The sequence below is a fragment of the Streptomyces sp. SID5910 genome (genome assembly GCF_009862125.1).
In the GTDB taxonomy this organism is placed as follows: domain Bacteria; phylum Actinomycetota; class Actinomycetes; order Streptomycetales; family Streptomycetaceae; genus Streptomyces.
The window spans coordinates 1-26,692 of sequence record NZ_WWHX01000614.1; the positions used below are offsets into that span (position 1 = coordinate 1).

Sequence of the window (26,692 nt, forward strand, 5' to 3'; positions counted from 1 at the left end):
CGGGCCCCGGAGCCGGGCCTGTGCCATGACTGCCGCCCAACGCCGAGCCACGCCATCTGACCAGGAGAAACAGAGCTCAATGCTTGCGCCCCGGTTCCTCGACCGCCCCGGACGACTACTCTGGCCAGTGCACTCCCGGGAGGACTCCATGAGCACGCAGGCCGACCACGGACACGGGCTGGTTCCCCGCCCCGAGCAGACGCCGGACGCTCTGCGGGCCGCGCTCGCGGCCGTTGATCCCGGACGGCTGCCGGAGATGCAGCGGACCAAGGACGAGGCGTTCGCCAAGGCCGTGGAGTGGCAGTCCCGTACTGGACGAGGCGATGAAGGCTGTACAGGCTTGAGCTGGTCCTGGGAGTACGCCTTCGGCGCGGAGGAAGCCGCCCGCACTGCCCCGCCCGCCTTCCTCACCCGGGTGGAACACAAGGCCGCCGAACTGGTCAGAGCGGCCGAGGCGCAGTACCTGCACGGCCGTGGACACACGCGGCCCCCTGTCACGCCACCGTAGACACGCAGAACGGATGCCCCGCCGGGTCCAGCAGCACCCGCCACCGGTCCGGGTCCGGCTGGAAGTCCGGCTTCGTGGCGCCCAGGGCCAGCAGCCGGGCCTCCGCCGCGTCCAGGTCGTCCGTGCCGAGGTCGATGTGGGCCTGCTTCTCCTGCGCGGGGTCCGGCCAGGTGGGCCGGCGGTAGTCGGCGAGGCGGTTGAAGCCGAGGCCGGCCGCGCCGTCCTTGCCGCCGAGGAGGTAGAAGTCGTCGGTGCTGAAGGCGACGGGCAGGCCGAGGGCCTCGCCCCAGAAGTGCGCCATCGCCGCGGGGTCGGAGCAGTCGAAGGTGACGGCCGAGTAGCGGAAGGCCGGTGCCGAGGTGTTCTCCGTTGTCGTCATGAGAGGCACCGTAGGACGCGACCAGGACAGCTTCGGTCCTGGTCATGCGGCCCGTGTGGAAAACTTCGTCGGCATGCTGAGTACGTCCGCCCGCCTGCTGCGGCTGGTCTCCCTCCTGGCCGTCCGACCCGCCTGGACCTGCGGCGAGCTGGCCGCGCGCATCGAGGTCACCGAACGGACGGTGCGCCGGGACATCGCCCGGCTGCGGGAGCTCGGCTACACCGTCGACTCCGACCCGGGCCCCTGGGGCGGCTACCGCCTGCGCCCCGGCACGCGTACGCCGCCGCTGATCCTGGACGACGAGGAGGCACTCGCCGTCGCCGTCGGGCTGCGGGAGGCCGCGCTGAGCGGGGCCCTCGGCGGTGACCAGGCCGCCCTGTCGGCGCTGCTGAAGCTGCGGCAGGTGCTGCCCCGCCGGGTCGCGGACCGGCTGGGCGACATGGACGCCGCCTTCGTCCACACCCCGAGGACCACCGAGCCGCAGGTCCCGCCCGGCATGCTCCTTGAGCTGGCCGCCGCCTGCCGCCGGGACGAGCGCGCCCGGCTGTCGTACCGCGACTGGGAGGGACGGGCCACGGTCCGGGACGTCGACCCGTACCGCCTCGTCCACACCGGACGCCGCTGGTACCTCGTCGCCCGCGACGTGGAACGGGACCGCTGGCGCACCTTCCGCGCCGACCGCGTCCAGCACCTCCAGCCCACCGGACGCCCGACGGAGATCACCGACCCGCCCGACCCGGCACTGCTCGTCTCCCGCAACACCGCCACCGGTCCCTACCCGCTACGGGCCACGATCCGCCTCCCGGTGCCGCTCGACCAGGCCCTGCGCCTCATCCCCTCCACCATCGGCACCCACCGCGCCGAGACCCCCGACACCACGCTCGTGGAGATCGGCGGCCCCACCCCCGAGGGCCTGGCCACGTACCTGCTCGGCCTGGGCACCCCGCTGCGAGTCCTCACCCCGGACTCCGTCCGAGAGGCGCTGGTACGGCGGGCGCGGGAGCTCGTCGCGGACAACACGGACGTGGAGTCATGACAGCGCTGACCGCCCGGCCGGAAGGACAGCTCTCAACAATGGTCCGAACCAACCCCTTGCCCCCGCCACTCCCCCGTCGCAAGCTCCCCTCATGGAGCTGGAGTTGCGGCATCTCAAGACGGTCCGGGCCATCGCCGACGCCGGGAGCCTCACCAGGGCGGCCACGGTGCTGGGGCTCGCGCAGCCCGCGTTGAGCGCACAGCTCAAGCGGATCGAACGCGCCCTGGGCGGTGCCCTGTTCGAGCGCGGCCGACACGGCGTACGGGCCACCGCGCTGGGCGAACTCGTGCTGGAGCGCAGCCGCATCGTGCTGCCCGCCGTCACCGAACTCCAGCAGGAGGCGGCCCGGTTCGCCCGCGCGGCCCCGCGCAGCGCGGAACGGCTGCGGCTCGGCGGCACCCACGGCCCCCTACTGGGCGCCCTGGTCGACCGGCTGGCCGGCGTCGCGCCGGACGCCCGGATGACGACCTGCACGTCCTGGTCGGAACGGGAACTGGCCGAGCAGCTCGTCGAGGGCCGGCTCGACTTCGCCCTCGCCGGGACCTGCGGGTCGGCCGCCCCGCCCGGCGGGGACGGGCTGGTGTGGCGGGAGGTCGCCGTGGACCCGGTGTTCGTGATGATGCCCGACGGCCACCCGCTCGCCCACCGCCCGGAGGTGGACCTGACCGAGCTGGCCGGCGAGGAGTGGGCCTGCGTGCCCGGCGACGGCTGCTTCGGCGACTGCTTCACCGCGTCCTGCGCCCGCGCCGGGTTCACCCCGCACCGCATGTACGAGACGGACACCGCCTCCGTGGTGCACCTCGTGCAGGTGGGCCGGGCGGTCGGCCTGTGCCGCGCCACGTTCCCGACCACGCCCGGCATCGTCACCCGGCCGCTCACCGGCACGCCCCTGGCCTGGCGGCACCTCCTCGGCTGGCACACGGGCACGCAACGGCAGGACACCGCCGCCACCGTCCTCGCCCAGGCCCGCATCGCCCACGCGGGCGTGGCCGCGGGCAGCGACAGCTACACCGCGTGGCTCGCGGCGCACGGGGACGCGGCGGCGGTGGGCTGAGCCGCCCGGCCCCGCGCGCGTTCCATAACGCCGGGGAGAGGGCCGACCGGTGTCTACTGCCCACCGGCCCGCCCTCCCTACGGTTTCGGCACCTCCCCACCGAGACCGAGGAGTTCCCCATGTCCTCCCTGTCCTCCGTGCCCCGGCGGCACACCAGGGCCAGAGCCGCGGGTGCCGCCCTCGCGGCGACGGCCGCCCTGCTCGTGGCCGGGCTCAGCGGCTCCGCGAGCGCCCGGACGGCCGACGCCGCCGAGCCGTCGGCGCCCTCAGCGGCGCAGACCCTCCGCACCGACGCCGCCCCGCCCGCCCTGCTGAACGCCATGCGGCGCGACCTCGGCCTGGACCGGCAGCAGGCCCAGCGGCGCCTGGCGAACGAGGCCGAGGCGGGCGCCGTGGCGGGCCGGCTGCGGGCCGCGCTCGGCACCGACTTCGCGGGCGCCTGGGTACGGGGCACCGAGTCCGGCACCCTGACCGTGGCCACCACCGACGCGCGCGACGTCCCCGCGATCGAGGCCCAGGGCGCCGAGGCGAAGGTCGTACGCCACTCACTGGCCGACCTGGACGCGGCCAAGGCCCGCCTGGACCGGGCGGCGGCCGGCCGCGACACCGCCGACGCGCCCGTCTGGTACGTCGACACGCGCACCAACACCCTCGTCGTGGAGGCCGTACGCCCCGCGGCCGCCCGTACGCTGCTGGCCGCCGCCGGGGTCGACCGGTCCCTCACCCGCGTCACGCCCCGCACCGAACGCCCCCGCACCTTCTACGACCTGCGGGGCGGCGAGGCGTACTACATCAACAACAGCGGCCGCTGCTCGATCGGCTTCCCGGTCACCAAGGGCATCCAGCAGGGCTTCGCCACCGCCGGTCACTGCGGCCAGGCCGGCTACAGCACGAGCGGCGCCAACCGGGTCGCCCAGGGCACCTTCCAGGGCTCGGTCTTCCCGGGCCGCGACATGGCGTGGGTGGCGGCCAACTCCAGCTGGACGGCGACCCCGTACGTCAACGGCGCCGGCGGCCAGAACGTCCAGGTCGCGGGCTCCACGCAGGCCACGGTCGGCGCGTCCGTCTGCCGCTCCGGCTCCACGACCGGCTGGCACTGCGGCACCGTCCAGCAGCTCAACACCAGCGTCACCTACCAGGAGGGCACCGTCTCCGGCGTCACCCGCACCACGGTGTGCGCCGAGCCCGGCGACTCCGGCGGCTCGTACATCTCCGGCAGCCAGGCGCAGGGCGTCACCTCGGGCGGCTCCGGCAACTGCACCAGCGGCGGCGAGACCTTCTTCCAGCCGATCAACCCACTGCTGACGAACTACGGGCTCACCCTGAAGACGTCCGGCGGCGGCCCCGAGGAGCCCCCGCCGGGCGGCGGCACCTGGGCGGCCGGCACGGTCTACCAGCCGGGCGACACGGTGACGTACGGCGGCGCCACGTACCGCTGCCTCCAGGGCCACCAGGCCCAGCCGGGCTGGGAACCGTCGAACGTCCCCGCCCTGTGGCAGCGCGTCTGACCCGCTGCCCCAAGCAGGGCCCGGGCGCGCAACGGGAGAGCGCCCGGGCCCGTTCACGCGTTCAGGTACGGATCACCTCGCGGCATCCCGTGCCTTCGCCCACCGGCGCCGTGCGGTCATAGGGGTCCACAACCGCCCCGGTGGGCAGGTCCCCCGTCACCGTGTCGGGGAACTCCGGGTGGAAGTAGCCGTCGTACACCCCGCAGGAGTCGTTGAAGCTGTCCACCGCGTAGCTGTTCACCCAGAGCTTCCCCGCGGTGCCCTCATAGTGTTCCGGGTCCGCGAACTCGACGGTGATCTGGCGGCGGACGATGGTGCGTTCCACATGGCCGCCGCCCTCGCCGGCCTTCGCCAGCGGATAGACGAAGGTGTAGTCGGCGTGCACACGGAACAGCCCCGGATCATCGCCGGCTTCCACCTTCATATGCCCGCGCACCTTCACGACCGGGCCGACCAGACGCACCTCGTCGGGATCGAAGCGGGTGAAGAGCGTCAGGGGGTCGTACTTCTCGCTCGGCTCGCGCAGCGCGCGCGAGAACAGGGAGTACACGTCCGTCTGCTCGGGGTCCAGCAGGGCCAGGGCCTGCTCGGGCCGGGCCCCGCGCAGCACCGCGGGGTCGATGTTGCTCGCGACGAGGAAGCTCTTCGTGCGGCGCAGCCCCAGCTCCACGTCGGCCTTGCTCATCCCGCCCGTCGCCCTCGCCGGAGGCAGCTCGATGGCACCCGCGCCCTCCGCCCAGCGCTCCGCCGGTGAGCCCAGGAACGGGCGCTCGTGGGTGGGCTCCTCGGGCAGGGCGGCACCGCCGGGCGCGGCCGTGGGCGGCGCCGTCTCCGCAGGCAGCTGCGGCTCGGCGGCCGCCAACGGCTCCTCGGGTATCCCGTCGAACACCAGCGACGGCTTCACGACGAGCACGGCGACCGCGACGGCCACCAGCACCCCGACGGCCGACTTGATCTGACGCCGGCGACTACGGCCACCGTTCATCTCCTGCCACGCCGGCCCCGTCCGCCACCCCGGCGGCTGCGCGGGCGGCGCCGGCTTCTTCCGCCCCCACCGCCGGCCGCCGGAGGCCGCCGCCTCGTCCTGCGCCCGCAGCCGCTCCGTCACCATCCGCGCCCGCGCCGACGGCTCCTTGGGCGCCGCGTCGCCACCGCCGTCCGCGGCATTCCGCAGGAAGGCGTCCAGCTGCTCGTCGGAGGGAGACGGCTGCGGTTCCCGGTCGTCGGGACGCTCGGGGGGCGGAACAGTGCTCACGGGCTCGCTCTCGTGGTCGCGGCGCCATCGCGCCGGTCGGTGATCGAACCAGTGTTCCCGATCTTCACAGCTCGCCCACAGATGTGTGCGCGAGCCGTGATCCAACCGGTACCGACAGACGGCACGGGCGGACATGCGAAAGGACCCGCACGACCGAAGTCGTACGGGTCCTCTCAGGCATCAAGCCCTGGTCAGGTCAGTCGACCCAACAAGCAAGCGGAGCTTACTTGTTGATCTTGGTGACCTGGCCGGCGCCCACGGTCCGGCCACCCTCGCGGATGGCGAACTTCAGGCCCTCTTCCATGGCGACGGGCTGGATGAGCTCCACCTTCATCTCGGTGTTGTCACCCGGCATGACCATCTCGGTGCCCTCGGGGAGGGTCACGACGCCGGTCACGTCCGTCGTACGGAAGTAGAACTGCGGACGGTAGTTGTTGAAGAACGGCGTGTGGCGGCCACCCTCGTCCTTGGACAGGATGTAGGCCTGCGCCTCGAACTCGGTGTGCGGGGTGACCGAGCCCGGCTTGATGATGACCTGGCCGCGCTCGACGTCCTCGCGCTTGATGCCGCGAAGCAGCAGACCGACGTTCTCACCGGCCTGGCCCTCGTCGAGGAGCTTCCGGAACATCTCGATGCCGGTGACCGTGGTGGTGGTCTTCTCGGTCTTGATGCCGATGATGTCGACGGTCTCGTTGACCTTGAGGACACCACGCTCGATGCGGCCGGTGACGACCGTACCGCGACCGGTGATGGTGAAGACGTCCTCGATCGGCATCAGGAACGGCTTGTCGACGTCACGCTCGGGCTCCGGGATGGCCTCGTCCACGGCCTTCATGAGCTCGAGGACCGAGTTGCCCCACTCCTTGTCGCCCTCAAGGGCCTTCAGAGCGGAGACCTTGACGACGGGAACGTCGTCGCCCGGGAACTCGTACTCGGAGAGGAGCTCACGCACCTCGAGCTCGACGAGCTCCAGGATCTCCTCGTCGTCCACCATGTCGGCCTTGTTCAGGGCGACGACGATGTACGGAACGCCGACCTGGCGGGCCAGGAGCACGTGCTCCTTGGTCTGCGGCATCGGGCCGTCGGTGGCGGCGACCACGAGGATGGCGCCGTCCATCTGCGCCGCACCCGTGATCATGTTCTTGATGTAGTCCGCGTGACCGGGGCAGTCGACGTGGGCGTAGTGACGCGTCTCCGTCTGGTACTCGACGTGCGCGATGGAGATGGTGATACCGCGCTGGCGCTCTTCGGGAGCCTTGTCGATCTGGTCGAAGGCCGAGGCCTCGTTCAGGTCCGGGTACGCGTCGTGCAGCACCTTGGTAATGGCGGCCGTGAGGGTCGTCTTACCGTGGTCGATGTGACCGATGGTGCCGATGTTGACGTGCGGCTTAGTCCGCTCGAACTTCGCCTTCGCCACTGGGGTCCTCCTGTGGAGTGGTTCTGTACGCCTTACTCATCGGCGCCAGGTGATCTTTGCTGGGAAACCCGGGCCAGGGGGCATTCCGCCGGGTTGGCGGTGGAATGCCCCTTGCAGGCTCCGGGGTCAAGCCTAAAGCGTGTGAACGCGGTCCGTTGAACGCGGACCGGGTTACTCGCCCTTGGCCTTCGCGATGATCTCCTCGGCGACGTTCCGGGGAACCTCGGCGTAGGAGTCGAACTGCATCGAGTAGCTTGCGCGACCCGACGTCTTGCTGCGGAGGTCGCCGACGTAGCCGAACATCTCCGACAGGGGCACGAGGCCCTTGACGACGCGGGCGCCCGCACGCTCCTCCATGGCCTGGATCTGGCCACGGCGGGAGTTGATGTCGCCGATGACCTCACCCATGTAGTCCTCGGGCGTGGTGACCTCGACGGCCATCATCGGCTCCAGGAGCACGGGCGAGGCCTTGCGCGCGGCCTCCTTGAAGGCCTGCGAACCGGCGATCTTGAACGCGAGCTCGGAGGAGTCGACCTCGTGGTAGCCACCGTCGATGAGCGTGACGCGGACGCCCGTCATCTCGTAGCCGGCCAGGATGCCGAACTGCATGGCCTCCTGCGCACCGGCGTCGACCGAAGGGATGTACTCCTTCGGGATGCGGCCACCGGTCACCTTGTTCACGAACTCGTACGAGGCGTCGCCGCCCTCGATCGGCTCGATCGCGATCTGCACCTTGGCGAACTGACCGGTACCACCGGTCTGCTTCTTGTGGGTGTAGTCCACGCGCTCGACGGCCTTGCGGATCGTCTCGCGGTAGGCGACCTGCGGCTTGCCGACGTTGGCCTCGACCTTGAACTCACGGCGCATACGGTCGACCAGCACCTCGAGGTGCAGCTCGCCCATACCACCGATGATGGTCTGGCCCGTCTCCTCGTTCGTGTGAACCTGGAAGGACGGGTCCTCCTCGGCCAGCCGCTGGATCGCGACGCCGAGCTTCTCCTGGTCGCCCTTCGACTTGGGCTCGATGGCGACCTGGATGACCGGCGCCGGGAAGTCCATGGACTCCAGGATCACCGGGCTCTTGTCGTCGGACAGCGTCTCACCCGTGGTGGTCTGCTTCAGGCCCATGACGGCGACGATGTCGCCGGCGCCCACCGACTCGATCTCCTCACGCTTGTTCGCGTGCATGCGGTAGATCTTGCCGATGCGCTCCTTCTTGCCCTTGACCGAGTTCAGCACCGCGGTGCCGGACTGGAGGCGGCCCGAGTAGACCCGGACGAAGGTGAGCTTGCCGAGGTGCGGGTCGCTCATGATCTTGAAGGCGAGCGCGGCGAGCGGCTCCTCCTCCGACGGCTTGCGCGTGACGACGACCTCGGGGTCCTTGACGTCGTGGCCCTCGATGGCCTCGACGTCGAGCGGGGTCGGCAGGTAGCGCACGACCGCGTCGAGCAGGGGCTGGACGCCCTTGTTCTTGAACGCGGTGCCGCAGAACACCGGGGTGACCGTGGTGTCCTCGGACTTGCCGGAGGCGATGGTGATACGACGGACCGCGGCGTACAGCTGCTCCTCGGTGGGCTCCTGGCCCTCCAGGAACAGCTCCATGATCTCTTCGTCGTTCTCGGCGACGGCCTCGACCAGCTTCCCGCGCCACTCCTCGGCGGCCTCGGTGTGCGTGTCGGGGATGTCGACGACGTCGTACATCTCGCCCTTGGCAGCCTCGGCGGACCACACGAGCGCCTTCATGCGGACCAGGTCCACGACGCCCTTGAAGTCGGCCTCGGCGCCGATCGGGAGCTGCATGACGAGCGGCTGGGCGCCCAGGCGGTCCGAGATCATGTCCACGCAGCGGTGGAACTCGGCGCCGGTACGGTCCAGCTTGTTGACGAAGCAGATGCGCGGGACGCCGTAACGGTCGGCCTGACGCCACACCGTCTCGGACTGCGGCTCGACACCGGCGACACCGTCGAACACGGTCACGGCACCGTCGAGCACACGCAGGGAACGCTCCACCTCGACGGTGAAGTCGACGTGCCCCGGGGTGTCGATGATGTTGATCGTGTAGTCGTTGTCCTCGAGCGGCCAGTGACAGGTGGTCGCAGCAGACGTGATCGTGATGCCACGCTCCTGCTCCTGCTCCATCCAGTCCATGGTGGCAGCGCCGTCGTGGACCTCACCGATCTTGTACGACACACCGGTGTAGAACAGGATCCGCTCGGTGGTGGTCGTCTTGCCCGCGTCGATGTGGGCCATGATCCCGATGTTGCGGACCTTGGCCAGGTCAAGTGAAGTGGTAGCCATAAGGCTTCAGTCTTCTCTCGGTCTCGATGTGGGTAGCGACTACCAGCGGTAGTGCGCGAAGGCCTTGTTGGACTCGGCCATCTTGTGCGTGTCCTCGCGCTTCTTCACAGCGGCACCCAGGCCGTTGGAGGCGTCGAGGAGCTCGTTGAGCAGCCGCTCGGTCATGGTCTTCTCGCGACGGGCGCGGGAGTAACCGACGAGCCAGCGCAGCGCGAGGGTGTTGGCGCGACCGGGCTTGACCTCGATCGGCACCTGGTAGGTGGCGCCACCGACACGGCGGGACTTGACCTCGAGGGTCGGCTTGATGTTCTCGAGCGCGCGCTTCAGCGTGATGATCGGGTCGTTGCCCGTCTTCTCACGCAGACCCTCCATGGCGCCGTACACGATGCGCTCGGCGGTGGAGCGCTTGCCGTTCAGCAGCACCTTGTTGATCAGGGAGGTCACCAGAGGAGAACCGTAGACCGGGTCGATGATGACCGGGCGCTTCGGGGCGGGGCCCTTACGAGGCATTCTTACTTCTCCTTCTTGGCGCCGTAGCGGCTGCGGGCCTGCTTGCGGTTCTTGACACCCTGGGTGTCGAGCGAGCCGCGGATGATCTTGTAGCGAACACCCGGCAGGTCCTTCACACGGCCGCCGCGCACGAGCACGATGGAGTGCTCCTGCAGGTTGTGTCCCTCACCCGGAATGTAAGCAGTGACCTCGATACCGCTGGTCAGACGCACACGCGCGACCTTACGCAGGGCCGAGTTCGGCTTCTTCGGGGTGGTCGTGAACACACGCGTGCAGACGCCACGACGCTGGGGCGAACCCTCGAGTGCGGGCGTCTTGTTCTTCTCGACCTTGTCCTGCCGGCCCTTACGGACCAGCTGCTGGATCGTAGGCACTACTTCTCCGGTTTCTGTGTGCCGAATGGTGAAGCTAACCTGGAACGTCACCGACCCACGCGGTCGGGTGTGTCGAAGCCGCGGACCCTCGCCGCAAGGACGGAAAGAGACGCGATTTGCGGTGGCTGCTCACGGCCCCCGGTGCGGTTGAAGGCACGCACGAAGGCCAGGGCACACCCCAGGCACAAGGTCTGAGCGTACCTATCGCATTCGCTGCGGTCAAAACAAATGGGCGAGACCCACACCACCACCCGTCTCGCCCGACTTTCACCCGATCCCCGCGGCCCCTCTTACGGCCCTCTTGCGGGGGCGTCCTGGACGACCCTGTACGGCCCCGGCTCCCCCGGCGACGGAATCCGCACCGACCCCCGGCCCGCGGGGCGCCACACCGCGCGTCAGCCGCCCTGCGGGGCCGGCCCGGCACGCCGAAGGGCGGCCACCCCTCGCGGGGTGACCGCCCTTCGGGCGTATCAAGCTGCTCGCTTACTGGTTGTACGGACCGTAGTCGTAGTCCTCCAGCGGAACGGCCTGGCCGGAGCCCGTGCCGAACGGCGAGTAGTCGATGTCGTCGTAGCCGACGGCCGAGTACATCGCGGCCTTGGCCTCCTCGGTCGGCTCGACCCGGATGTTGCGGTAGCGGGACAGACCCGTACCGGCCGGGATGAGCTTACCGATGATGACGTTCTCCTTGAGGCCGATGAGGCTGTCGGACTTGGCGTTGATCGCCGCGTCCGTCAGCACTCGGGTCGTCTCCTGGAAGGAGGCGGCCGACAGCCAGGACTCCGTCGCCAGCGAGGCCTTGGTGATACCCATCAGCTGCGGACGACCGGAGGCCGGGTGACCGCCCTCCTGGACCACACGACGGTTCTCGGTCTCGAACTTCGACCGCTCGACCAGCTCGCCGGGCAGCAGCTCGGCGTCGCCGGACTCGATGATCGTCACACGGCGCAGCATCTGCCGGATGATGATCTCGATGTGCTTGTCGTGGATCGACACGCCCTGCGAGTTGTAGACCTTCTGGACCTCGCCGACCAGGTGGACCTGGACGGCACGCTGACCCAGGATGCGCAGCACGTCGTGCGGGTTGGTGGCACCCACGGTGAGCTTCTGGCCCACCTCGACGTGGTCGCCCTCGCCCACGAGCAGACGGGCACGCTTCGAGATCGGGTAAGCCGTCTCGTCACTGCCGTCGTCCGGGGTGACGACGAGCTTCTTGGTCTTCTCGGTCTCCTCGATCCGCACGCGGCCGGAGGCCTCGGAGATCGGGGCGACACCCTTCGGGGTACGGGCCTCGAAGAGCTCGACCACACGGGGCAGACCCTGGGTGATGTCGTCACCGGCCACACCACCGGTGTGGAAGGTACGCATCGTCAGCTGGGTACCGGGCTCACCGATGGACTGGGCGGCGATGATGCCGACCGCCTCACCGATGTCGACCAGCTTGCCGGTGGCCAGCGAGCGGCCGTAGCACATGGCGCAGGTGCCGACCTGGGACTCGCAGGTCAGGATCGAGCGGGTCTTGACCTCCTCGACACCGTGGTGCACCAGCTGGTCGATGAGCACGTCACCGAGGTCGACGTTGGCCGGCGCGATCACCTTGCCGTCGATGACGACGTCCTCGGCGAGCATGCGGGCGTACACGCTGGTCTCGACGTCCTCGGCCTTGCGCAGCACGCCGTCGGCGTCGCGCTCGGCGATCCGCAGCTTCAGACCGCGCTCGGTGCCGCAGTCCTCCTCGCGGATGATGACGTCCTGGGAGACGTCGACCAGACGACGCGTGAGGTAACCCGAGTCGGCGGTACGCAGAGCGGTGTCCGCCAGACCCTTACGGGCACCGTGCGTGGAGATGAAGTACTCCAGCACGGACAGGCCCTCACGGAACGACGCCTTGATCGGACGCGGGATCGTCTCGTTCTTCGCGTTCGACACCAGACCACGCATACCGGCGATCTGACGCATCTGCATCATGTTGCCTCGTGCGCCCGAGTTCACCATCATGAAGATCGGGTTGGTCTTCGGGAAGTTGTCGTTCATCGCCTCGGCGACCTCGTTGGTCGCCTTGGTCCAGATCGCGATGAGCTCCTGCGTGCGCTCGTCCTTGGTGATCAGACCGCGCTCGTACTGCTTCTGGACCTTCTCGTCCTGCGCCTCGTAGCCCTTGACGATCTCCTTCTTCGCCTCGGGAACGACGACGTCGGAGATGGCCACGGTGACACCGGAACGGGTCGCCCAGAAGAAGCCGGCCGCCTTCAGGTTGTCGAGCGTCGCCGCCACGATGACCTTCGGGTAGCGCTCGGCGAGGTCGTTGACGATCTCGGAGAGCTGCTTCTTGCCGACCTCGTAGTCGACGAACGGGTAGTCCTCGGGCAGCAGCTCGTTGAAGAGCGCGCGGCCCAGCGTGGTCCGCAGGGTGAAGGTGTCACCCTGCTGCCACTCCGGCTCCCCCTCCTCGCGGGCCGGAGGCTCCCAGCCGCGGGGCGGGATGGTGCCCACCGGGAAGCGGATGTCGACCTTCGACTGGAGCGACAGGTCGCCCGCGTCGAACGCCATGATCGCCTCGGCGGCGGAACCGAAGGCACGGCCCTCGCCCTTGAGGTCGCGGCCCTCGCCGTCGGTGGTGAGGAAGAACAGACCGAGGACCATGTCCTGGGTCGGCATCGTCACCGGACGGCCGTCGGCCGGCTTCAGGATGTTGTTCGAGGACAGCATCAGGATGCGGGCCTCGGCCTGCGCCTCCGCGGAGAGCGGCAGGTGGACGGCCATCTGGTCACCGTCGAAGTCCGCGTTGAACGCGGTGCAGACGAGCGGGTGGATCTGGATGGCCTTGCCCTCGACCAGCTGCGGCTCGAAGGCCTGGATGCCGAGGCGGTGCAGCGTGGGCGCACGGTTCAGCAGAACCGGGTGCTCCGCGATGACCTCTTCCAGCACGTCGTACACGACCGTGCGGCCGCGCTCGACCATGCGCTTGGCGCTCTTGATGTTCTGCGCGTGGTTCAGGTCGACCAGGCGCTTCATCACGAACGGCTTGAAGAGCTCCAGCGCCATGGCCTTGGGCAGACCGCACTGGTGCAGCTTCAGCTGCGGGCCGACGACGATGACGGAACGCGCCGAGTAGTCGACTCGCTTGCCGAGCAGGTTCTGACGGAAACGGCCCTGCTTGCCCTTGAGCATGTCGCTCAGGGACTTCAGCGGGCGGTTGCCGGGACCGGTGACCGGGCGACCGCGACGACCGTTGTCGAAGAGGGCGTCCACGGCCTCCTGGAGCATGCGCTTCTCGTTGTTCACGATGATCTCGGGCGCACCGAGGTCGAGAAGCCGCTTCAGGCGGTTGTTGCGGTTGATGACACGGCGGTACAGGTCGTTCAGGTCGGAGGTCGCGAAGCGGCCACCGTCCAGCTGCACCATCGGACGCAGGTCCGGCGGGATGACCGGCACGCAGTCCAGCACCATGCCCTTGGGGCTGTTGCTGGTCTGGAGGAACGCGGAGACGACCTTGAGGCGCTTGAGCGCACGGGTCTTCTTCTGCCCCTTGCCGGTGCGGATGATCTCGCGGAGGCGCTCGGCCTCCTCGTCGAGGTCGAAGGACTCCAGGCGCTTCTGGAGCGCGGCGGCGCCCATCGAGCCGTCGAAGTAGGTGCCGAAGCGGTCGCGCAGCTCGCGGTAGAGCAGCTCGTCGCCCTCTAGGTCCTGGACCTTGAGGTTCTTGAACCGGTTCCACACCTCGTCGAGGCGGTCGATCTCGCGCTGCGCACGGTCGCGCAGCTGCTTCATCTCACGCTCGGCACCCTCGCGCACCTTGCGGCGCACGTCGGCCTTGGCGCCCTCGGCCTCCAGCTCGGCGAGGTCCGTCTCGAGCTTCTTGGCGCGGTTCTCCAGGTCGGAGTCGCGACGGTTCTCGATCTGCTGACGCTCGACGGAGACGTGGGCCTCCAGCGACGGCAGGTCGCGCGTCCGGCGCTCCTCGTCCACGAACGTGATCATGTACGCGGCGAAGTAGATGACCTTCTCGAGGTCCTTCGGCGCCAGGTCGAGCAGGTAGCCCAGACGCGACGGGACGCCCTTGAAGTACCAGATGTGGGTGACGGGAGCGGCCAGCTCGATGTGGCCCATCCGCTCACGGCGCACCTTGGCGCGCGTGACCTCGACGCCACAGCGCTCACAGATGATGCCCTTGAAGCGGACGCGCTTGTACTTGCCGCAGTAGCACTCCCAGTCCCGGGTCGGACCGAAGATCTTCTCGCAGAAGAGTCCGTCCTTCTCGGGCTTGAGGGTGCGGTAGTTGATGGTCTCGGGCTTCTTGACCTCGCCGTGGCTCCACTGACGGATGTCGTCAGCGGTGGCCAGACCGATCCGGAGCTCGTCGAAGAAGTTGACGTCGAGCACTATGCGTCAATCCCTCTCAGGGTTGTAAGTCTTGGGGTCTGAATCGGGGGTCCTGGGGCCGGCGGGCCTTGATCGCTCAAGGCCCGCCGAAACTCCCGTCAGACCTCTTCGACGCTGCTCGGCTCGCGCCGGGACAGGTCGATGCCGAGCTCCTCCGCAGCGCGGAAGACGTCCTCGTCGGTGTCGCGCATCTCGATGGACATGCCGTCCGAGGACAGCACCTCCACGTTGAGGCACAGGGACTGCATCTCCTTGATGAGCACCTTGAAGGACTCGGGGATGCCGGGCTCAGGGATGTTCTCGCCCTTGACGATGGCCTCGTAGACCTTCACGCGGCCGGTGACGTCGTCGGACTTGATGGTCAGCAGCTCCTGGAGGGCGTACGCGGCGCCGTAAGCCTCCAGCGCCCACACCTCCATCTCACCGAAGCGCTGGCCACCGAACTGGGCCTTACCACCCAGCGGCTGCTGGGTGATCATCGAGTACGGACCGGTCGAGCGGGCGTGCAGCTTGTCGTCGACCAGGTGGTGCAGCTTGAGGATGTACATGTACCCGATGGAGATCGGGTCCGGGAACGGCTCACCGGAGCGGCCGTCGAACAGCCGGGCCTTGCCGGTCGGCTGCACCATCCGCTCGCCGTCGCGGTTCGGGATGGTGTGCTGGAGCAGACCCGCCAGCTCGTCCTCGCGCGCACCGTCGAACACCGGGGTGGCGACGTTGGTGCCGGGCTCGACCTGGTCGGCGCCGATCACCTGGAGGCGCTGCGCCCAGTCGTCCGCGAGGCCGGAGACGTCCCAGCCGCGGCTGGCGAGCCAGCCGAGGTGGATCTCCAGGACCTGTCCCGGGTTCATTCGGGACGGCACGCCCAGCGGGTTGAGGATGATGTCGACCGGGGTGCCGTCCTCCAGGAACGGCATGTCCTCGATCGGCAGGATCTTCGAGATGACGCCCTTGTTGCCGTGACGGCCGGCGAGCTTGTCACCGTCGGTGATCTTGCGCTTCTGCGCCACGTACACGCGCACCAGCTGGTTCACACCGGGGGGAAGCTCGTCGCCCTCCTCGCGGTCGAAGACGCGGACGCCGATGACCTTGCCGATCTCGCCGTGCGGCACCTTCAGCGAGGTGTCACGGACCTCACGGGCCTTCTCGCCGAAGATCGCGCGCAGCAGGCGCTCCTCGGGCGTCAGCTCGGTCTCACCCTTGGGCGTGACCTTGCCGACGAGGATGTCACCGGCGACGACGTCGGCACCGATGCGGATGATGCCGCGCTCGTCGAGGTCGGCGAGGACCTCCTCGGAGACGTTCGGGATGTCCCGGGTGATCTCCTCGGGGCCGAGCTTGGTGTCACGGGCGTCGACCTCGTGCTCCTCGATGTGGATCGAGGAGAGGACGTCGTCCTGCACGAGGCGCTGCGACAGGATGATCGCGTCCTCGTAGTTGTGACCCTCCCACGGCATGAAGGCGACCAGCAGGTTCTTGCCGAGCGCCATCTCGCCGTTCTCGGTGGCCGGACCGTCGGCCAGGACCTGGCCCTCGATGATCCGGTCGCCCTCGCTGACGATGACCTTCTGGTTGACCGAGGTTCCCTGGTTGGACCGGGAGAACTTGGCCAGGCGGTACGTGATGTACGTGCCGTCGTCGTTGGTGGTGGTGATGTAGTCCGCGGAGACCTCCTGGACCACACCCGCCTTCTCGGCCTTGACCACGTCGCCGGCGTCGACCGCGGAGCGGTACTCCATGCCGGTGCCGACGAGCGGCGACTCGCTCTTGATGAGCGGCACGGCCTGACGCATCATGTTCGCGCCCATGAGGGCACGGTTGGCGTCGTCGTGCTCGAGGAACGGGATCATGGCCGTCGCGACCGACACCATCTGGCGCGGCGAGACGTCCATGTAGTCGACGTCGTCCCCGGGGACGTAGTCGACCTCTCCGCCACGGCGGCGGACCAGGACGCGGTTCTCGGCGAAGTGGAACTCGTCCGTCAGCGGCGCGTTGGCCTGCGCGATGACGAAGCGGTCCTCCTCGTCGGCGGTCAGGTAGTCGACGTCGTCGGTGACCCGGCCGTCGACGACCTTGCGGTACGGCGTCTCGATGAAGCCGAACGGGTTGATGCGGCCGTACGAGGCGAGCGAGCCGATCAGACCGATGTTCGGGCCTTCGGGCGTCTCGATCGGGCACATGCGGCCGTAGTGCGACGGGTGAACGTCGCGGACCTCGAAGCCGGCCCGCTCACGGGAGAGACCACCCGGGCCGAGGGCGTTCAGACGACGCTTGTGCGTCAGCCCCGACAGCGGGTTGTTCTGGTCCATGAACTGGGACAGCTGGCTGGTGCCGAAGAACTCCTTGATGGAGGCGACGACCGGCCGGATGTTGATCAGGGTCTGCGGCGTGATCGCCTCAACGTCCTGGGTGGTCATGCGCTCGCGCACGACGCGCTCCATACGGGCGAGACCCGTACGGACCTGGTTCTGGATCAGCTCGCCGACGTTGCGGATGCGGCGGTTGCCGAAGTGGTCGATGTCGTCGGTCTCGACGATGATCGACCGGCCCGACTCGCCGACCGTCTCGGTCTCACCGGCGTGCAGCTTCACCAGGTACTTGATGGTGGCGATGACGTCGTCGGTGGTGAGCACGCCGGCGTCCAGCGGCTCGTCCGCGCCGAGCTTCTTGTTCACCTTGTAGCGGCCGACCTTCGCGAGGTCGTAGCGCTTGGGGTTGAAGTAGAGGTTCTCGAGCAGCGTCTGCGCGGCCTCACGGGTCGGCGGCTCGCCCGGACGCAGCTTGCGGTAGATGTCGAGCAGCGCGTCGTCCTGGCCCTGGGTGTGGTCCTTCTCCAGGGTGGCGCGCATGGACTCGTACTCGCCGAACTCCTCCAGGATCTGCTCGGTGGTCCAGCCGAGGGCCTTGAGGAGGACGGTCACGGACTGCTTGCGCTTGCGGTCGATGCGCACACCGACCATGTCGCGCTTGTCGATCTCCATCTCCAGCCAGGCACCCCGGGACGGGATGATCTTGGCCGAGAAGATGTCCTTGTCGGACGTCTTGTCGATGGAGGAGTCGAAGTAGACACCCGGCGAACGGACCAGCTGGGACACCACGACACGCTCGGTGCCGTTGATGACGAAGGTGCCCTTGTTGGTCATGAGCGGGAAGTCGCCCATGAAGACCGTCTGGGACTTGATCTCGCCGGTCTCGTTGTTGGTGAACTCGGCGGTGACGAAGAGCGGGGCCGCGTACGTGAAGTCGCGCTCCTTGCACTCGTCGATGCTGTTCTTCGGAGGCTCGAAACGGTGGTCGCGGAACGTCAGCGACATCGACCCGGAGAAGTCCTCGATCGGCGAGATCTCCTCGAAGATCTCTTCCAGACCGGACTTGGTGGGGACGTCGTGACCGGACTCCAGAGCCGACTCGACGCGAGCCTGCCACGCGGCGTTGCCGAGCAGCCAGTCGAAGCTCTCGGTTTGCAGCGCGAGAAGGTTCGGAACCTCGAGGGGCTCCTTGATCTTTGCAAAGGAGATGCGCAGCGGGGCGGTGCTGGCAGCGTTGTTCGTATTCGCGGTCGAGGCATTGCGCGAGGCGGCCAAGAGGGGGTCCTTCCGAGGGCTCGGACTCACTACGCGCGTACCGGCCCCTCTTCCTCACACGGAGACAGGGGGTGTCTTTTGTGGCCGAAGGGCCAGGTCAGACATGCTCTGGTCGTCAGTGCTCGGGCGAGGGCAGACCCCTGGTGACGGGCAGGGGGCAGCTAACAGGCAGCGCAAAGGGACAGTGTAGCCACTTGGCACACTGATGTCCAATGCCCGTTTCCTGAACCGTGTCCGCTCCTCATAGTCCTCACCACCTGCGGCAAGGCCTCGCCCTCAACGCACCGTGATACTGCCCTCTTCGCCGTGGATCCATGCCTCGGATTCGGATCCTTGTGACGACGCGTCCTGAGAATTGCGCGCTGCGTGCGGTTCGTCAAGGCCCCCCTTGCCCAAACCGGCTGCCGTCCAGGCATCTCAGGCTCCCGGAGACGGCACGACGAAGATCACCATACTCTCCGCCGCCACCCGTGCAAGGCGACCGCCGCCCGACCCCCGGAACGCCGAAGAGCGACCACCCGGATGGATGATCGCTCTTCAGCGCTTGAGCGTTACAGGCCCTGAGGGACCTGTGAGGTGTTACTTGACCTCGACCGAGGCGCCGGCGCCCTTGAGGGACTCGGCGGCCTTCTCGGCCTGCTCCTTGTTGACCTTCTCGAGGACCGGCTTCGGGGTGCCGTCGACGAGGTCCTTGGCCTCCTTCAGACCCAGGGAGGTCAGCTCACGCACGACCTTGATGACCTGGATCTTCTTGTCGCCGGCACCGGTGAGGATGACGTCGAACTCGTCCTTCTCCTCCTCGACCGGGGCGGCCGGGCCACCCTGGGCCGGGCCCGCGACGGCCACGGCGGCGGCGGCGGTGACGTCGAACTTCTCCTCGAAGGCCTTCACGAACTCGGAGAGCTCGATGAGGGTCATCTCCTCGAACTGGGCGAGCAGGTCTTCCTGGCTGAGCTTCGCCATGATGGCGGTCCTTCCACTAATTCGGCAGGTGCCGGATGTACGGGGTGAGGCGGGCGTACGTCAGGCCCGCGTCGGCCCTCGCCTCAGGCGGCGAGAACCGCAAAGCGAGCCGAGTTACTCGGCACCGCCCTGCTCGTCCTGCTTGGCACGGAGCGCGTCCACGGTGCGGACGAGCTTCGAGGGGAGCGCCTGGAAGAGCTGAGCAGTCTGGGACTGCTTGCCCTTGAAGGCACCCGCCAGCTTGGAGAGCAGAACCTCGCGGGACTCGAGGTCCGCAAGCTTCTTGATCTCGTCGGCGGACATCGCCTTGCCGTCAAGGACACCGCCCTTGATGACGAGATTCGGGTTGTCCTTGGCGAAGTCGCGCAGACCCTTCGCCGACTCCACCGGGTCACCGGTGACGAAGGCGACGGCCGTCGGACCAGCGAAGAGCTGGTCGTCGAGCGTGATCCCGGCCTCGTTGGCCGCAATCTTGGTCAGCGTGTTCTTCACCACGGCGTACTGGGCGTTCTCACCGAGCGACCGGCGCAGCGTCTTGAGCTGCGCCACGGTGAGACCGCGGTACTCGGTCAGCACGGCGGCGTTGGAGCTGCGGAACTTGTCCGTCAGCTCGGCAACCGCGGCAGCCTTTTCGGGCGTCGCCATAGAGCCTCGGCCTCCTTCCGGGTGATTCGGACCGCGCGGACCCGAAGGAGGTCTGGGGAAAACGAAACGCCCCGGCGCAGGCGCACGGGGCGTGACTCGACCGGTCATACGCGCACGGGGCGCGGACTCCGGGAGCTCATCCACTGTCACCTGCGCGGGTCGTCCGCAGTTCAGCGGATCCTTCGGCCACCGTGACTCTCGCGAGCACACGGCAACGACCAGCGGTCTTTGGCTTCTGTAGGAGCGTACGTGAACGGGGCAGTCTCAAGCAAATCCGCCCGTACGGCGACCGGGGCGGTGACCTCGATTCAGGAGCCGTCGGCCGTCTTCAGCAGCTCCTTGAAGTCCGCCGTGTCGGCGGCCGGGGGCCGCTCGACGGGGACGTGGACGCCGTAGTCGCTGTAGTAGGCGGTCTGGGACAGCGCGCCGCCCGTCTCCGTGCGTCCCCGCTCGGTCTTCTTCACCAGCAGGTTCTGCGCGTCGACCCAGATGTCCACGGTCCGTGCAGTGCCGCCGCCCACCGTGCCGGTCCAGTGCGTGGTGATCCGCCCGCGCGTCGTCTCCCGGCCGACCTTGTGCACGTCGTCGGAGGCCAGCAGCAGTTTCACCGCCTCGTCCGGGGCGGTGTCGCGCATCCGGTCCGCGAAGCCGGCGCCCGCGCCGTCGCCGAGGTCTTCCAGGTCGGCGTACACGTACTTGATCCAGTGCCGACCGCCTACCCGGGCGGCGAAGGCGTCGCCCATCTTCGCGTAGTAGGCCTCGGGCAGGTAGCGGGCCTCCATCGAGGTGGTGCCGAGCCGGCGCATCGCGTCGGCGGTCGTGCCGCCGGTGTAGGTGAGCGTCAGGGTGCCGGTGAGGCCGTCGCCCCAGCTGAGGGAGCCGGCGGCCGTCAGGGACAGTTCGTCGCCGACGACGGTCGTGGACCGGACCCACGCCGAACCGGCCCGGCCGGTGGCGCGCTCCACGGCACGCAGCGGCTCCGGCCCCGGGACGGGGTCGTCCTCGGTGGGGCCGGGGGCCATGCAGGCCGTCAGGCACGCCAGCACGGCCGTCACCGCGATCGAGAAGGCCGTACGGTGTGCCGTCGTGCTGGTCATGTCGTCCCACCCCTGTGCGCGTCACCTGCCCGCACGCTAGCCCAGGCCCTCGGCTCCCGTACCGGGAAAGCAGCGTCCGGGAAGCCTCCGGGAAAAGGGGCGGGCCCCGCACCTCGGAAGGTGCGGGGCCCGTGAACCGGTGGGGCGAGCCGTTGGCTCAGACCGCGGCCGGGTCCTCCTCGACGAGGAGGTTGCGGGTGCGGTTGGAGTCCAGCGGGATGCCGGGGCCCATGGTGGTGCTCAGGGCGGCCTTCTTGATGTACCGGCCCTTGGCGGCCGACGGCTTCAGACGGAGGACTTCCTCCAGCGCCGCGGCGTAGTTCTCCACCAGCTTGGTGTCGTCGAACGACGTCTTGCCGATGATGAAGTGCAGGTTCGAGTGCTTGTCGACGCGGAACTCGATCTTGCCGCCCTTGATGTCGTTGACAGCCTTGGCGACGTCCGGGGTCACGGTGCCGGTCTTGGGGTTCGGCATGAGACCACGGGGACCGAGCACGCGGCCGAGGCGGCCGACCTTGCCCATGAGGTCCGGGGTGGCGACGACGGCGTCGAAGTCCAGACGGCCCTTCGACACCTCGTCGATCAGCTCGTCGGCGCCGACGATGTCGGCGCCCGCGGCACGCGCGGCCTCGGCACGGTCACCGGTCGCGAAGACCAGGACCCGGGCGGTCTTACCGGTGCCGTGCGGGAGGTTCACGGTGCCACGGACCATCTGGTCGGCCTTGCGCGGGTCGACACCCAGGCGGAAGGCGACCTCGACGGTGCCGTCGAACTTGGTCGTGGAGGTCTCCTTGGCGAGACGGACGGCCTCGAGCGGGGCGTAGAGCTTGTCCCGGTCGACCTTGGCGTCCGCAGCGCGGAGAGACTTGCTGCGCTTGCTCACTACTGCTCCTGTTGGCTTCTGAGGAGTCGTGGTCCGGGCCGAGCAGGCCCTGCCACTTCTACTGACTTACGGGGTGGAGGTCAGCCCTCGACCGTGACGCCCATGGAACGAGCGGTACCGGCGATGATCTTCTCCGCCTGGTCCAGGTCGTTGGCGTTGAGGTCGGGCATCTTGGTCGTGGCGATCTCACGGACCTGGTCACGCGTGATCTTCGCGACCTTGGTCTTGTGCGGCTCGCCGGAGCCCTTCTCCACACCCGCGGCCTTGAGGATCATCTTCGCGGCCGGCGGGGTCTTGGTGATGAAGGTGAAGGAGCGGTCCTCGTAGACCGTGATCTCCACCGGGATGACCCAGCCACGCTGCGACTCGGTCGCGGCGTTGTAGGCCTTGCAGAACTCCATGATGTTGACGCCGTGCTGACCCAGCGCGGGGCCGACCGGCGGAGCCGGGTTCGCGGCACCGGCCTGGATCTGGAGCTTGATGAGCCCCGTGACCTTCTTCTTCTTGGGAGGCATAGCTCTCCGGGTCCTTTCGATTCGGGTCCTGCCCGCATCCGGGAAACCACCCGGACACAGGCATACCGCACAACGATAACGGGTATGGATGCGCGGCCAAAAACCGCGCAGGTCAGGCGGTCCCCGAGGGTCCCACCTGACCTGCGCGGAAGCGTACGTCCGAGAAGAACGAGAAGAACTAGTTCTTCTGGATCTGGTCGAAGCTCAGCTCGACCGGGGTCTCGCGGCCGAAGATCTCGACGAGGCCCTTGACCTTCTTCGAGTCGGCGTTGATCTCGTTGATCGTGGCCTGGAGGGTGGCGAACGGGCCGTCCGTGACGGTGACCGAGTCGCCGACCTCGAAGTCCAGGACCTGGACCTCGACCTTGCGCTGCGGAGCCGGCTTGCCCTCGGCCTCGGCGGCCTCGCGGGCGGCCTTCTCCTCGGCCTCCGGGGCGAGCATCTTGACGATCTCGTCCAGCGTCAGCGGGTACGGGTCGTAGGCGTTGCCCACGAAGCCGGTGACGCCGGGGGTGTTGCGGACGACACCCCAGGACTCGTTGGTCAGGTCCATGCGGACCAGGACGTAACCCGGCAGCTTGTTCTGGCGGATCGTCTTGCGGTCGCCGTTCTTGATCTGGACGACCTCTTCCTGCGGCACCTCGGCCTGGAAGATGTAGTCCTCGACGTTGAGCGAGACGGCGCGCTGCTCGAGGTTGGTCTTCACGCGGTTCTCGTAACCGGCGTAGGTGTGGATGACGTACCACTCGCCGGGCAGGACGCGCAGCTCCTGGCGGAGCTTCTCGATCGGGTCGAGCTCGGGCTCGGGCTCCGCGGCCTCCGCGTCCTCGGCCTCGGTCTCCTCGGCCTCCGCGGTCTCGTCCGCGTCCAGGACCTCAGCGGCCTCGTCCTCGTCCTCGACGACGACGTCGGCAGCCTCGACCTCGGTGGAGGTCTCGGCGTCCTCGTTGTCCGCGCCCTCGGCAATGCCGAGCTCGTCCTCGACGGACTCGACAGCCTCCCCGCGAGGCTCAACGGCGTCGTTCACGTTCGGGTCAGACACGGTGGCTGCTTCTTCCTGGATACATAGGGGTGGAACACGCGAAAGGGGCGCCGGGTACCTCGGCGCCCTTCGCTCTTTGCTCAGCCGAAGACGTACTTGGCGGCGTGGCTGAAGCCATAGTCAATCAGAGTCACCAGGCCGATCATGATGACCACGAAGATGATCACGACCGTGGTGTACGTCGTCAGCTGGTTGCGACTGGGCCAGACGACCTTGCGCAGCTCCGCGATGATCTGGCGGTAGAAGAGCGCGAGGCGCTTCAGCGGGCCCTTCTTGGCCCGCTTGCCGCCCTTGCGGGGCTTCTTCTTGGAGTCCGGCGCCTCGTCCTGGGCATCAGGCATGTCGATGGAGCCCACGGCGTCCGTCACTCGTCCTCACCTGATTCCGGGTCGTGGCCGTGCCGCGCCCGGTCTGAGCCGCACGGCGTTGCATTGCTGTACGTACATGCGCACACATCCTGGCGAAGGTGTGTGTAGCAGGGCCGGAGGGACTTGAACCCCCAACCGCTGGTTTTGGAGACCAGTGCTCTACCAATTGAGCTACGACCCTTTGTTCGTCCCCCAACGTACCGCATCCGCCCAAGTGCTTGGTGTGCACCGAGTGATCACGGGCCGCGAAGGCCAACGAGGTGAGAGTGTACGTGCTCACGGGCCGGGCGTCGAACAGAAAGCACATCCGGACTGGTGTTCAGGCCTTGGTCCGGTGCTGTTCAGTCCGTGAAACCCGTGTGCCGGTGATGTTTCCGGTCTGGAACGATGGGGCCCATGAGCGCTGCAACCCCTCCCACCGAGCGCCGGGTCTCCGCCCGAGTCGGCGCGATCTCCGAGTCCGCCACCCTCGCCGTGGACGCCAAGGCCAAGGCCCTCAAGGCCGCCGGGCGACCGGTGATCGGCTTCGGCGCCGGTGAGCCCGACTTCCCGACGCCCGACTACATCGTCGAGGCCGCGATCGAGGCCTGCAAGAACCCGAAGTTCCACCGCTACACGCCGGCCGGCGGACTGCCCGAGCTGAAGGCCGCGATCGCCGCGAAGACGCTGCGCGACTCCGGCTATGAGGTCGACCCGTCGCAGATCCTGGTCACCAACGGCGGCAAGCAGGCCATCTACGAGGCGTTCGCCGCGATCCTCGACCCGGGCGACGAGGTCATCGTCCCGGCGCCGTACTGGACGACGTACCCCGAGTCGATCCGCCTGGCCGGCGGTGTGCCGGTCGAGGTCGTCGCCGACGAGACGACCGGCTACCGGGTGAGCGTGGAGCAGCTGGAGGCCGCGCGCACGAAGAAGACCAAGGTCGTCCTCTTCGTGTCGCCGTCGAACCCGACGGGTGCCGTGTACAGCGAGGCCCAGACCGAGGCGATCGGCCAGTGGGCCGCCGAGCACGGACTGTGGGTGCTGACCGACGAGATCTACGAGCACCTCGTCTACGGCGACGCCTTCTCCGTGTCCCTGCCCGCGCTGCTGCCCGAGCTGCGCGACAAGTGCATCGTGGTCAACGGTGTCGCCAAGACGTACGCGATGACCGGCTGGCGGGTCGGGTGGGTCATCGGCCCCAAGGACGTGATCAAGGCCGCGACGAACCTCCAGTCGCACGCCACGTCCAACGTGTCCAACGTCGCCCAGGCGGCGGCGCTGGCGGCGGTCTCCGGTGACCTGGAGGCCGTGGCGAAGATGCGGGAGGCCTTCGACCGGCGCCGCAAGACCATCGTGCGGATGCTCAACGAGATCGACGGCGTGCTGTGCCCGGAGCCGGAGGGCGCGTTCTACGCCTACCCGTCGGTGAAGGAGCTGCTCGGCAAGGAGATCCGCGGCAAGCGTCCGCAGGACACGGTGGAGCTGGCCGCGCTGATCCTGGAGGAGGCCGAGGTCGCGGTGGTGCCCGGCGAGGCCTTCGGCACGCCCGGGTATCTGCGGCTGTCGTACGCGCTCGGGGACGAGGACCTCGTCGAGGGTGTGTCGCGGATCCAGAAGCTGCTGGCGGAGGCCAGGGACTGACGTCCGTCCAGGTCTCTGCGGCAGGGTCCCGTCTCGGTGTCGAGGCGGGGCCCTGCTGTTTGTTTGTGCGAGCAAGAGCCCGTACGGGGAAAGTGCTGTCGGGCCGGGCGTGTCGTGCGGCAGGATCACGGAATGGAGCGTGTACGTGATCTGTCCGACCTGCCGAAGGCCCATCTGCACCTGCACTTCACCGGGTCCATGCGGCCCGGGACCCTGCTGGAGCTCGCCGACAAGCACGGGGTGCGCCTGCCCGAGACGCTGACCGAGGCGCTGAGCCAGGGGGAGTCGCCGAAGCTGCGGGCGACGGACGAGCGGGGCTGGTTCCGCTTCCAGCGGCTGTACGACGCGGCGCGGTCGTGCCTCCAGACCCCGGAGGACATCCAGCGGCTGGTACGGGAGGCCGCGGAGGAGGATGTGCGGGACGGCTCGGGCTGGCTGGAGATCCAGGTGGACCCGACCTCGTACGCACCGCGGCTGGGCGGGCTGATCCCGGCGCTGGAGATCATCCTGGACGCGGTGGAGACGACCGTGCGGGACACCGGCATCGGGATGCGGGTGCTGGTCGCCGCGAACCGGATGAAGCACCCCCTGGACGCGCGCACCCTGGCCCGGCTGGCGGTGCGGTACGCGGACCGGGGCGTGGTCGGCTTCGGGCTGTCGAACGACGAACGGCGCGGTATGGCCCGGGACTTCGACCGGGCGTTCTCGATCGCGCGGGAGGGCGGGCTGCTGTCGGCGCCGCACGGGGGTGAGCTGACCGGGCCGGCGTCGGTGCGGGACTGCCTGGACGACCTTGAGGCGGACCGGATCGGGCACGGCGTGCGGGCGGCGGAGGATCCGCGGCTGCTGAAGCGGCTCGCGGACCGGCAGGTGACGTGCGAGGTGTGCCCGGCGTCGAACGTGGCGCTGGGCGTGTACGAGAAGCCCGAGGACGTGCCGCTGCGGAGGCTGTTCGAGGCGGGGGTGCCGATGGCGCTCGGCGCGGACGATCCGCTGCTGTTCGGCTCGCGGCTGGCGGCGCAGTACGAGATCGCGCGCGAGCACCATGGCTTCACGGACGCGGAGCTGGCCGAACTGGCCCGGCAGTCGGTACGGGGCTCGGCGGCACCGGAGGACGTGAAGACGAAGCTGCTGGCGGGGGTGGACGATTGGCTCACGGCTTGAGCCTGCGGCGGCCTGTGGCTGCTGGGTGGGGGTGCGCGTAGCGCCTTCGGTCCGGTGGTGGGTCGGGGCCGCGCCGGGGGGTGTCC

21 protein-coding genes and 1 tRNA gene are annotated in these 26,692 nt (G+C 68.7%); 6 read left to right on the plus strand and 16 right to left on the minus strand.

What is annotated here, in order from left to right; genetic code table 11:
* Nucleotides 1-148 precede the first annotated feature (148 nt).
* Nucleotides 149-508 (plus strand): hypothetical protein, encoded by a 360-nt coding sequence (locus GTW67_RS37070; protein ID WP_202437518.1) that lies wholly within the window; start codon nucleotides 149-151, stop codon nucleotides 506-508.
* Here GTW67_RS37070 and GTW67_RS21400 read toward each other — a convergent pair.
* Complete coding sequence (locus tag GTW67_RS21400; protein WP_161166418.1) at nucleotides 495-887, minus strand: VOC family protein; 393 nt, start codon at nucleotides 885-887, stop codon at nucleotides 495-497. The genes GTW67_RS37070 and GTW67_RS21400 overlap by 14 nt on opposite strands.
* Nucleotides 888-960: 73 nt before the next feature.
* Between GTW67_RS21400 and GTW67_RS21405 the strand changes: the two genes are divergently transcribed.
* The 3 genes from GTW67_RS21405 to GTW67_RS21415 all read left to right on the plus strand — a co-directional run bounded on the left by GTW67_RS21405 (nucleotide 961) and on the right by GTW67_RS21415 (nucleotide 4,485).
* A complete protein-coding gene (locus GTW67_RS21405) occupies nucleotides 961-1,923 on the plus strand; it encodes a helix-turn-helix transcriptional regulator (RefSeq protein ID WP_161166419.1) in 963 nt (320 codons plus the stop codon).
* 91 nt (nucleotides 1,924-2,014) lie between these two features.
* On the plus strand, nucleotides 2,015-2,977 hold the full coding sequence (locus GTW67_RS21410) for a LysR family transcriptional regulator (RefSeq protein ID WP_161166420.1): 963 nt from the start codon (nucleotides 2,015-2,017) through the stop codon (nucleotides 2,975-2,977).
* A 119-nt stretch (nucleotides 2,978-3,096) separates the two neighbouring features.
* Nucleotides 3,097-4,485, plus strand: coding sequence for an alpha-lytic protease prodomain-containing protein (locus GTW67_RS21415; RefSeq protein ID WP_161166421.1), 1,389 nt, complete (start codon nucleotides 3,097-3,099; stop codon nucleotides 4,483-4,485).
* A gap of 61 nt (nucleotides 4,486-4,546) precedes the next feature.
* Here GTW67_RS21415 and GTW67_RS21420 read toward each other — a convergent pair whose 3' ends face one another.
* From GTW67_RS21420 to GTW67_RS21490, 15 genes are all read right to left on the minus strand, one after another.
* Entirely contained in the window at nucleotides 4,547-5,740 is a 1,194-nt protein-coding gene (locus tag GTW67_RS21420) for a hypothetical protein (protein ID WP_161166422.1), read from the minus strand.
* A gap of 223 nt (nucleotides 5,741-5,963) precedes the next feature.
* Nucleotides 5,964-7,157: an elongation factor Tu gene (gene tuf / locus GTW67_RS21425; RefSeq protein ID WP_161166423.1), complete on the minus strand. Its 1,194-nt coding sequence runs from the start codon at nucleotides 7,155-7,157 to the stop codon at nucleotides 5,964-5,966.
* A gap of 171 nt (nucleotides 7,158-7,328) precedes the next feature.
* Complete coding sequence (gene fusA, locus GTW67_RS21430; RefSeq protein ID WP_161166424.1) at nucleotides 7,329-9,455, minus strand: elongation factor G; 2,127 nt, start codon at nucleotides 9,453-9,455, stop codon at nucleotides 7,329-7,331.
* A 39-nt stretch (nucleotides 9,456-9,494) separates the two neighbouring features.
* Nucleotides 9,495-9,965 carry a 30S ribosomal protein S7 gene (gene rpsG / locus GTW67_RS21435; RefSeq protein ID WP_003992340.1) on the minus strand — a complete coding sequence of 157 codons (471 nt, stop codon included), beginning with the start codon at nucleotides 9,963-9,965 and terminating at the stop codon, nucleotides 9,495-9,497.
* 2 nt (nucleotides 9,966-9,967) lie between these two features.
* Nucleotides 9,968-10,339 carry a 30S ribosomal protein S12 gene (rpsL, locus tag GTW67_RS21440; protein ID WP_003948652.1) on the minus strand — a complete coding sequence of 124 codons (372 nt, stop codon included), beginning with the start codon at nucleotides 10,337-10,339 and terminating at the stop codon, nucleotides 9,968-9,970.
* A 483-nt stretch (nucleotides 10,340-10,822) separates the two neighbouring features.
* Entirely contained in the window at nucleotides 10,823-14,722 is a 3,900-nt protein-coding gene (locus GTW67_RS21445; protein ID WP_161166425.1) for a DNA-directed RNA polymerase subunit beta', read from the minus strand.
* A 98-nt stretch (nucleotides 14,723-14,820) separates the two neighbouring features.
* Nucleotides 14,821-18,306 (minus strand): DNA-directed RNA polymerase subunit beta, encoded by a 3,486-nt coding sequence (rpoB, locus tag GTW67_RS21450; RefSeq protein WP_161166426.1) that lies wholly within the window; start codon nucleotides 18,304-18,306, stop codon nucleotides 14,821-14,823.
* 579 nt (nucleotides 18,307-18,885) lie between these two features.
* Entirely contained in the window at nucleotides 18,886-19,269 is a 384-nt protein-coding gene (gene rplL / locus GTW67_RS21455) for a 50S ribosomal protein L7/L12 (protein ID WP_161166427.1), read from the minus strand.
* A 114-nt stretch (nucleotides 19,270-19,383) separates the two neighbouring features.
* Nucleotides 19,384-19,914, minus strand: a complete 531-nt coding sequence (rplJ, locus tag GTW67_RS21460) for a 50S ribosomal protein L10 (protein WP_003974311.1) — start codon at nucleotides 19,912-19,914, stop codon at nucleotides 19,384-19,386.
* Nucleotides 19,915-20,222: 308 nt separating this feature from the next.
* Nucleotides 20,223-21,011: an SCO4651 family lipoprotein gene (locus GTW67_RS21465; RefSeq protein WP_161166428.1), complete on the minus strand. Its 789-nt coding sequence runs from the start codon at nucleotides 21,009-21,011 to the stop codon at nucleotides 20,223-20,225.
* A 157-nt stretch (nucleotides 21,012-21,168) separates the two neighbouring features.
* On the minus strand, nucleotides 21,169-21,894 hold the full coding sequence (gene rplA / locus GTW67_RS21470; protein ID WP_161166429.1) for a 50S ribosomal protein L1: 726 nt from the start codon (nucleotides 21,892-21,894) through the stop codon (nucleotides 21,169-21,171).
* Between the two features lie 80 nt (nucleotides 21,895-21,974).
* On the minus strand, nucleotides 21,975-22,409 hold the full coding sequence (gene rplK, locus GTW67_RS21475) for a 50S ribosomal protein L11 (protein ID WP_003974315.1): 435 nt from the start codon (nucleotides 22,407-22,409) through the stop codon (nucleotides 21,975-21,977).
* A 178-nt stretch (nucleotides 22,410-22,587) separates the two neighbouring features.
* Entirely contained in the window at nucleotides 22,588-23,451 is an 864-nt protein-coding gene (gene nusG / locus GTW67_RS21480; protein ID WP_161166430.1) for a transcription termination/antitermination protein NusG, read from the minus strand.
* Between the two features lie 80 nt (nucleotides 23,452-23,531).
* A complete protein-coding gene (gene secE, locus GTW67_RS21485) occupies nucleotides 23,532-23,819 on the minus strand; it encodes a preprotein translocase subunit SecE (protein ID WP_161166431.1) in 288 nt (95 codons plus the stop codon).
* Nucleotides 23,820-23,927: 108 nt separating this feature from the next.
* A tRNA-Trp gene (locus GTW67_RS21490) sits at nucleotides 23,928-24,000 on the minus strand.
* A gap of 215 nt (nucleotides 24,001-24,215) precedes the next feature.
* Between GTW67_RS21490 and GTW67_RS21495 the strand changes: the two genes are divergently transcribed.
* Nucleotides 24,216-25,442, plus strand: a complete 1,227-nt coding sequence (locus GTW67_RS21495) for a pyridoxal phosphate-dependent aminotransferase (RefSeq protein ID WP_161166432.1) — start codon at nucleotides 24,216-24,218, stop codon at nucleotides 25,440-25,442.
* Between the two features lie 132 nt (nucleotides 25,443-25,574).
* Entirely contained in the window at nucleotides 25,575-26,606 is a 1,032-nt protein-coding gene (locus GTW67_RS21500; RefSeq protein WP_161166433.1) for an adenosine deaminase, read from the plus strand.
* The last annotated feature ends 86 nt before the right edge of the window (nucleotides 26,607-26,692 follow it).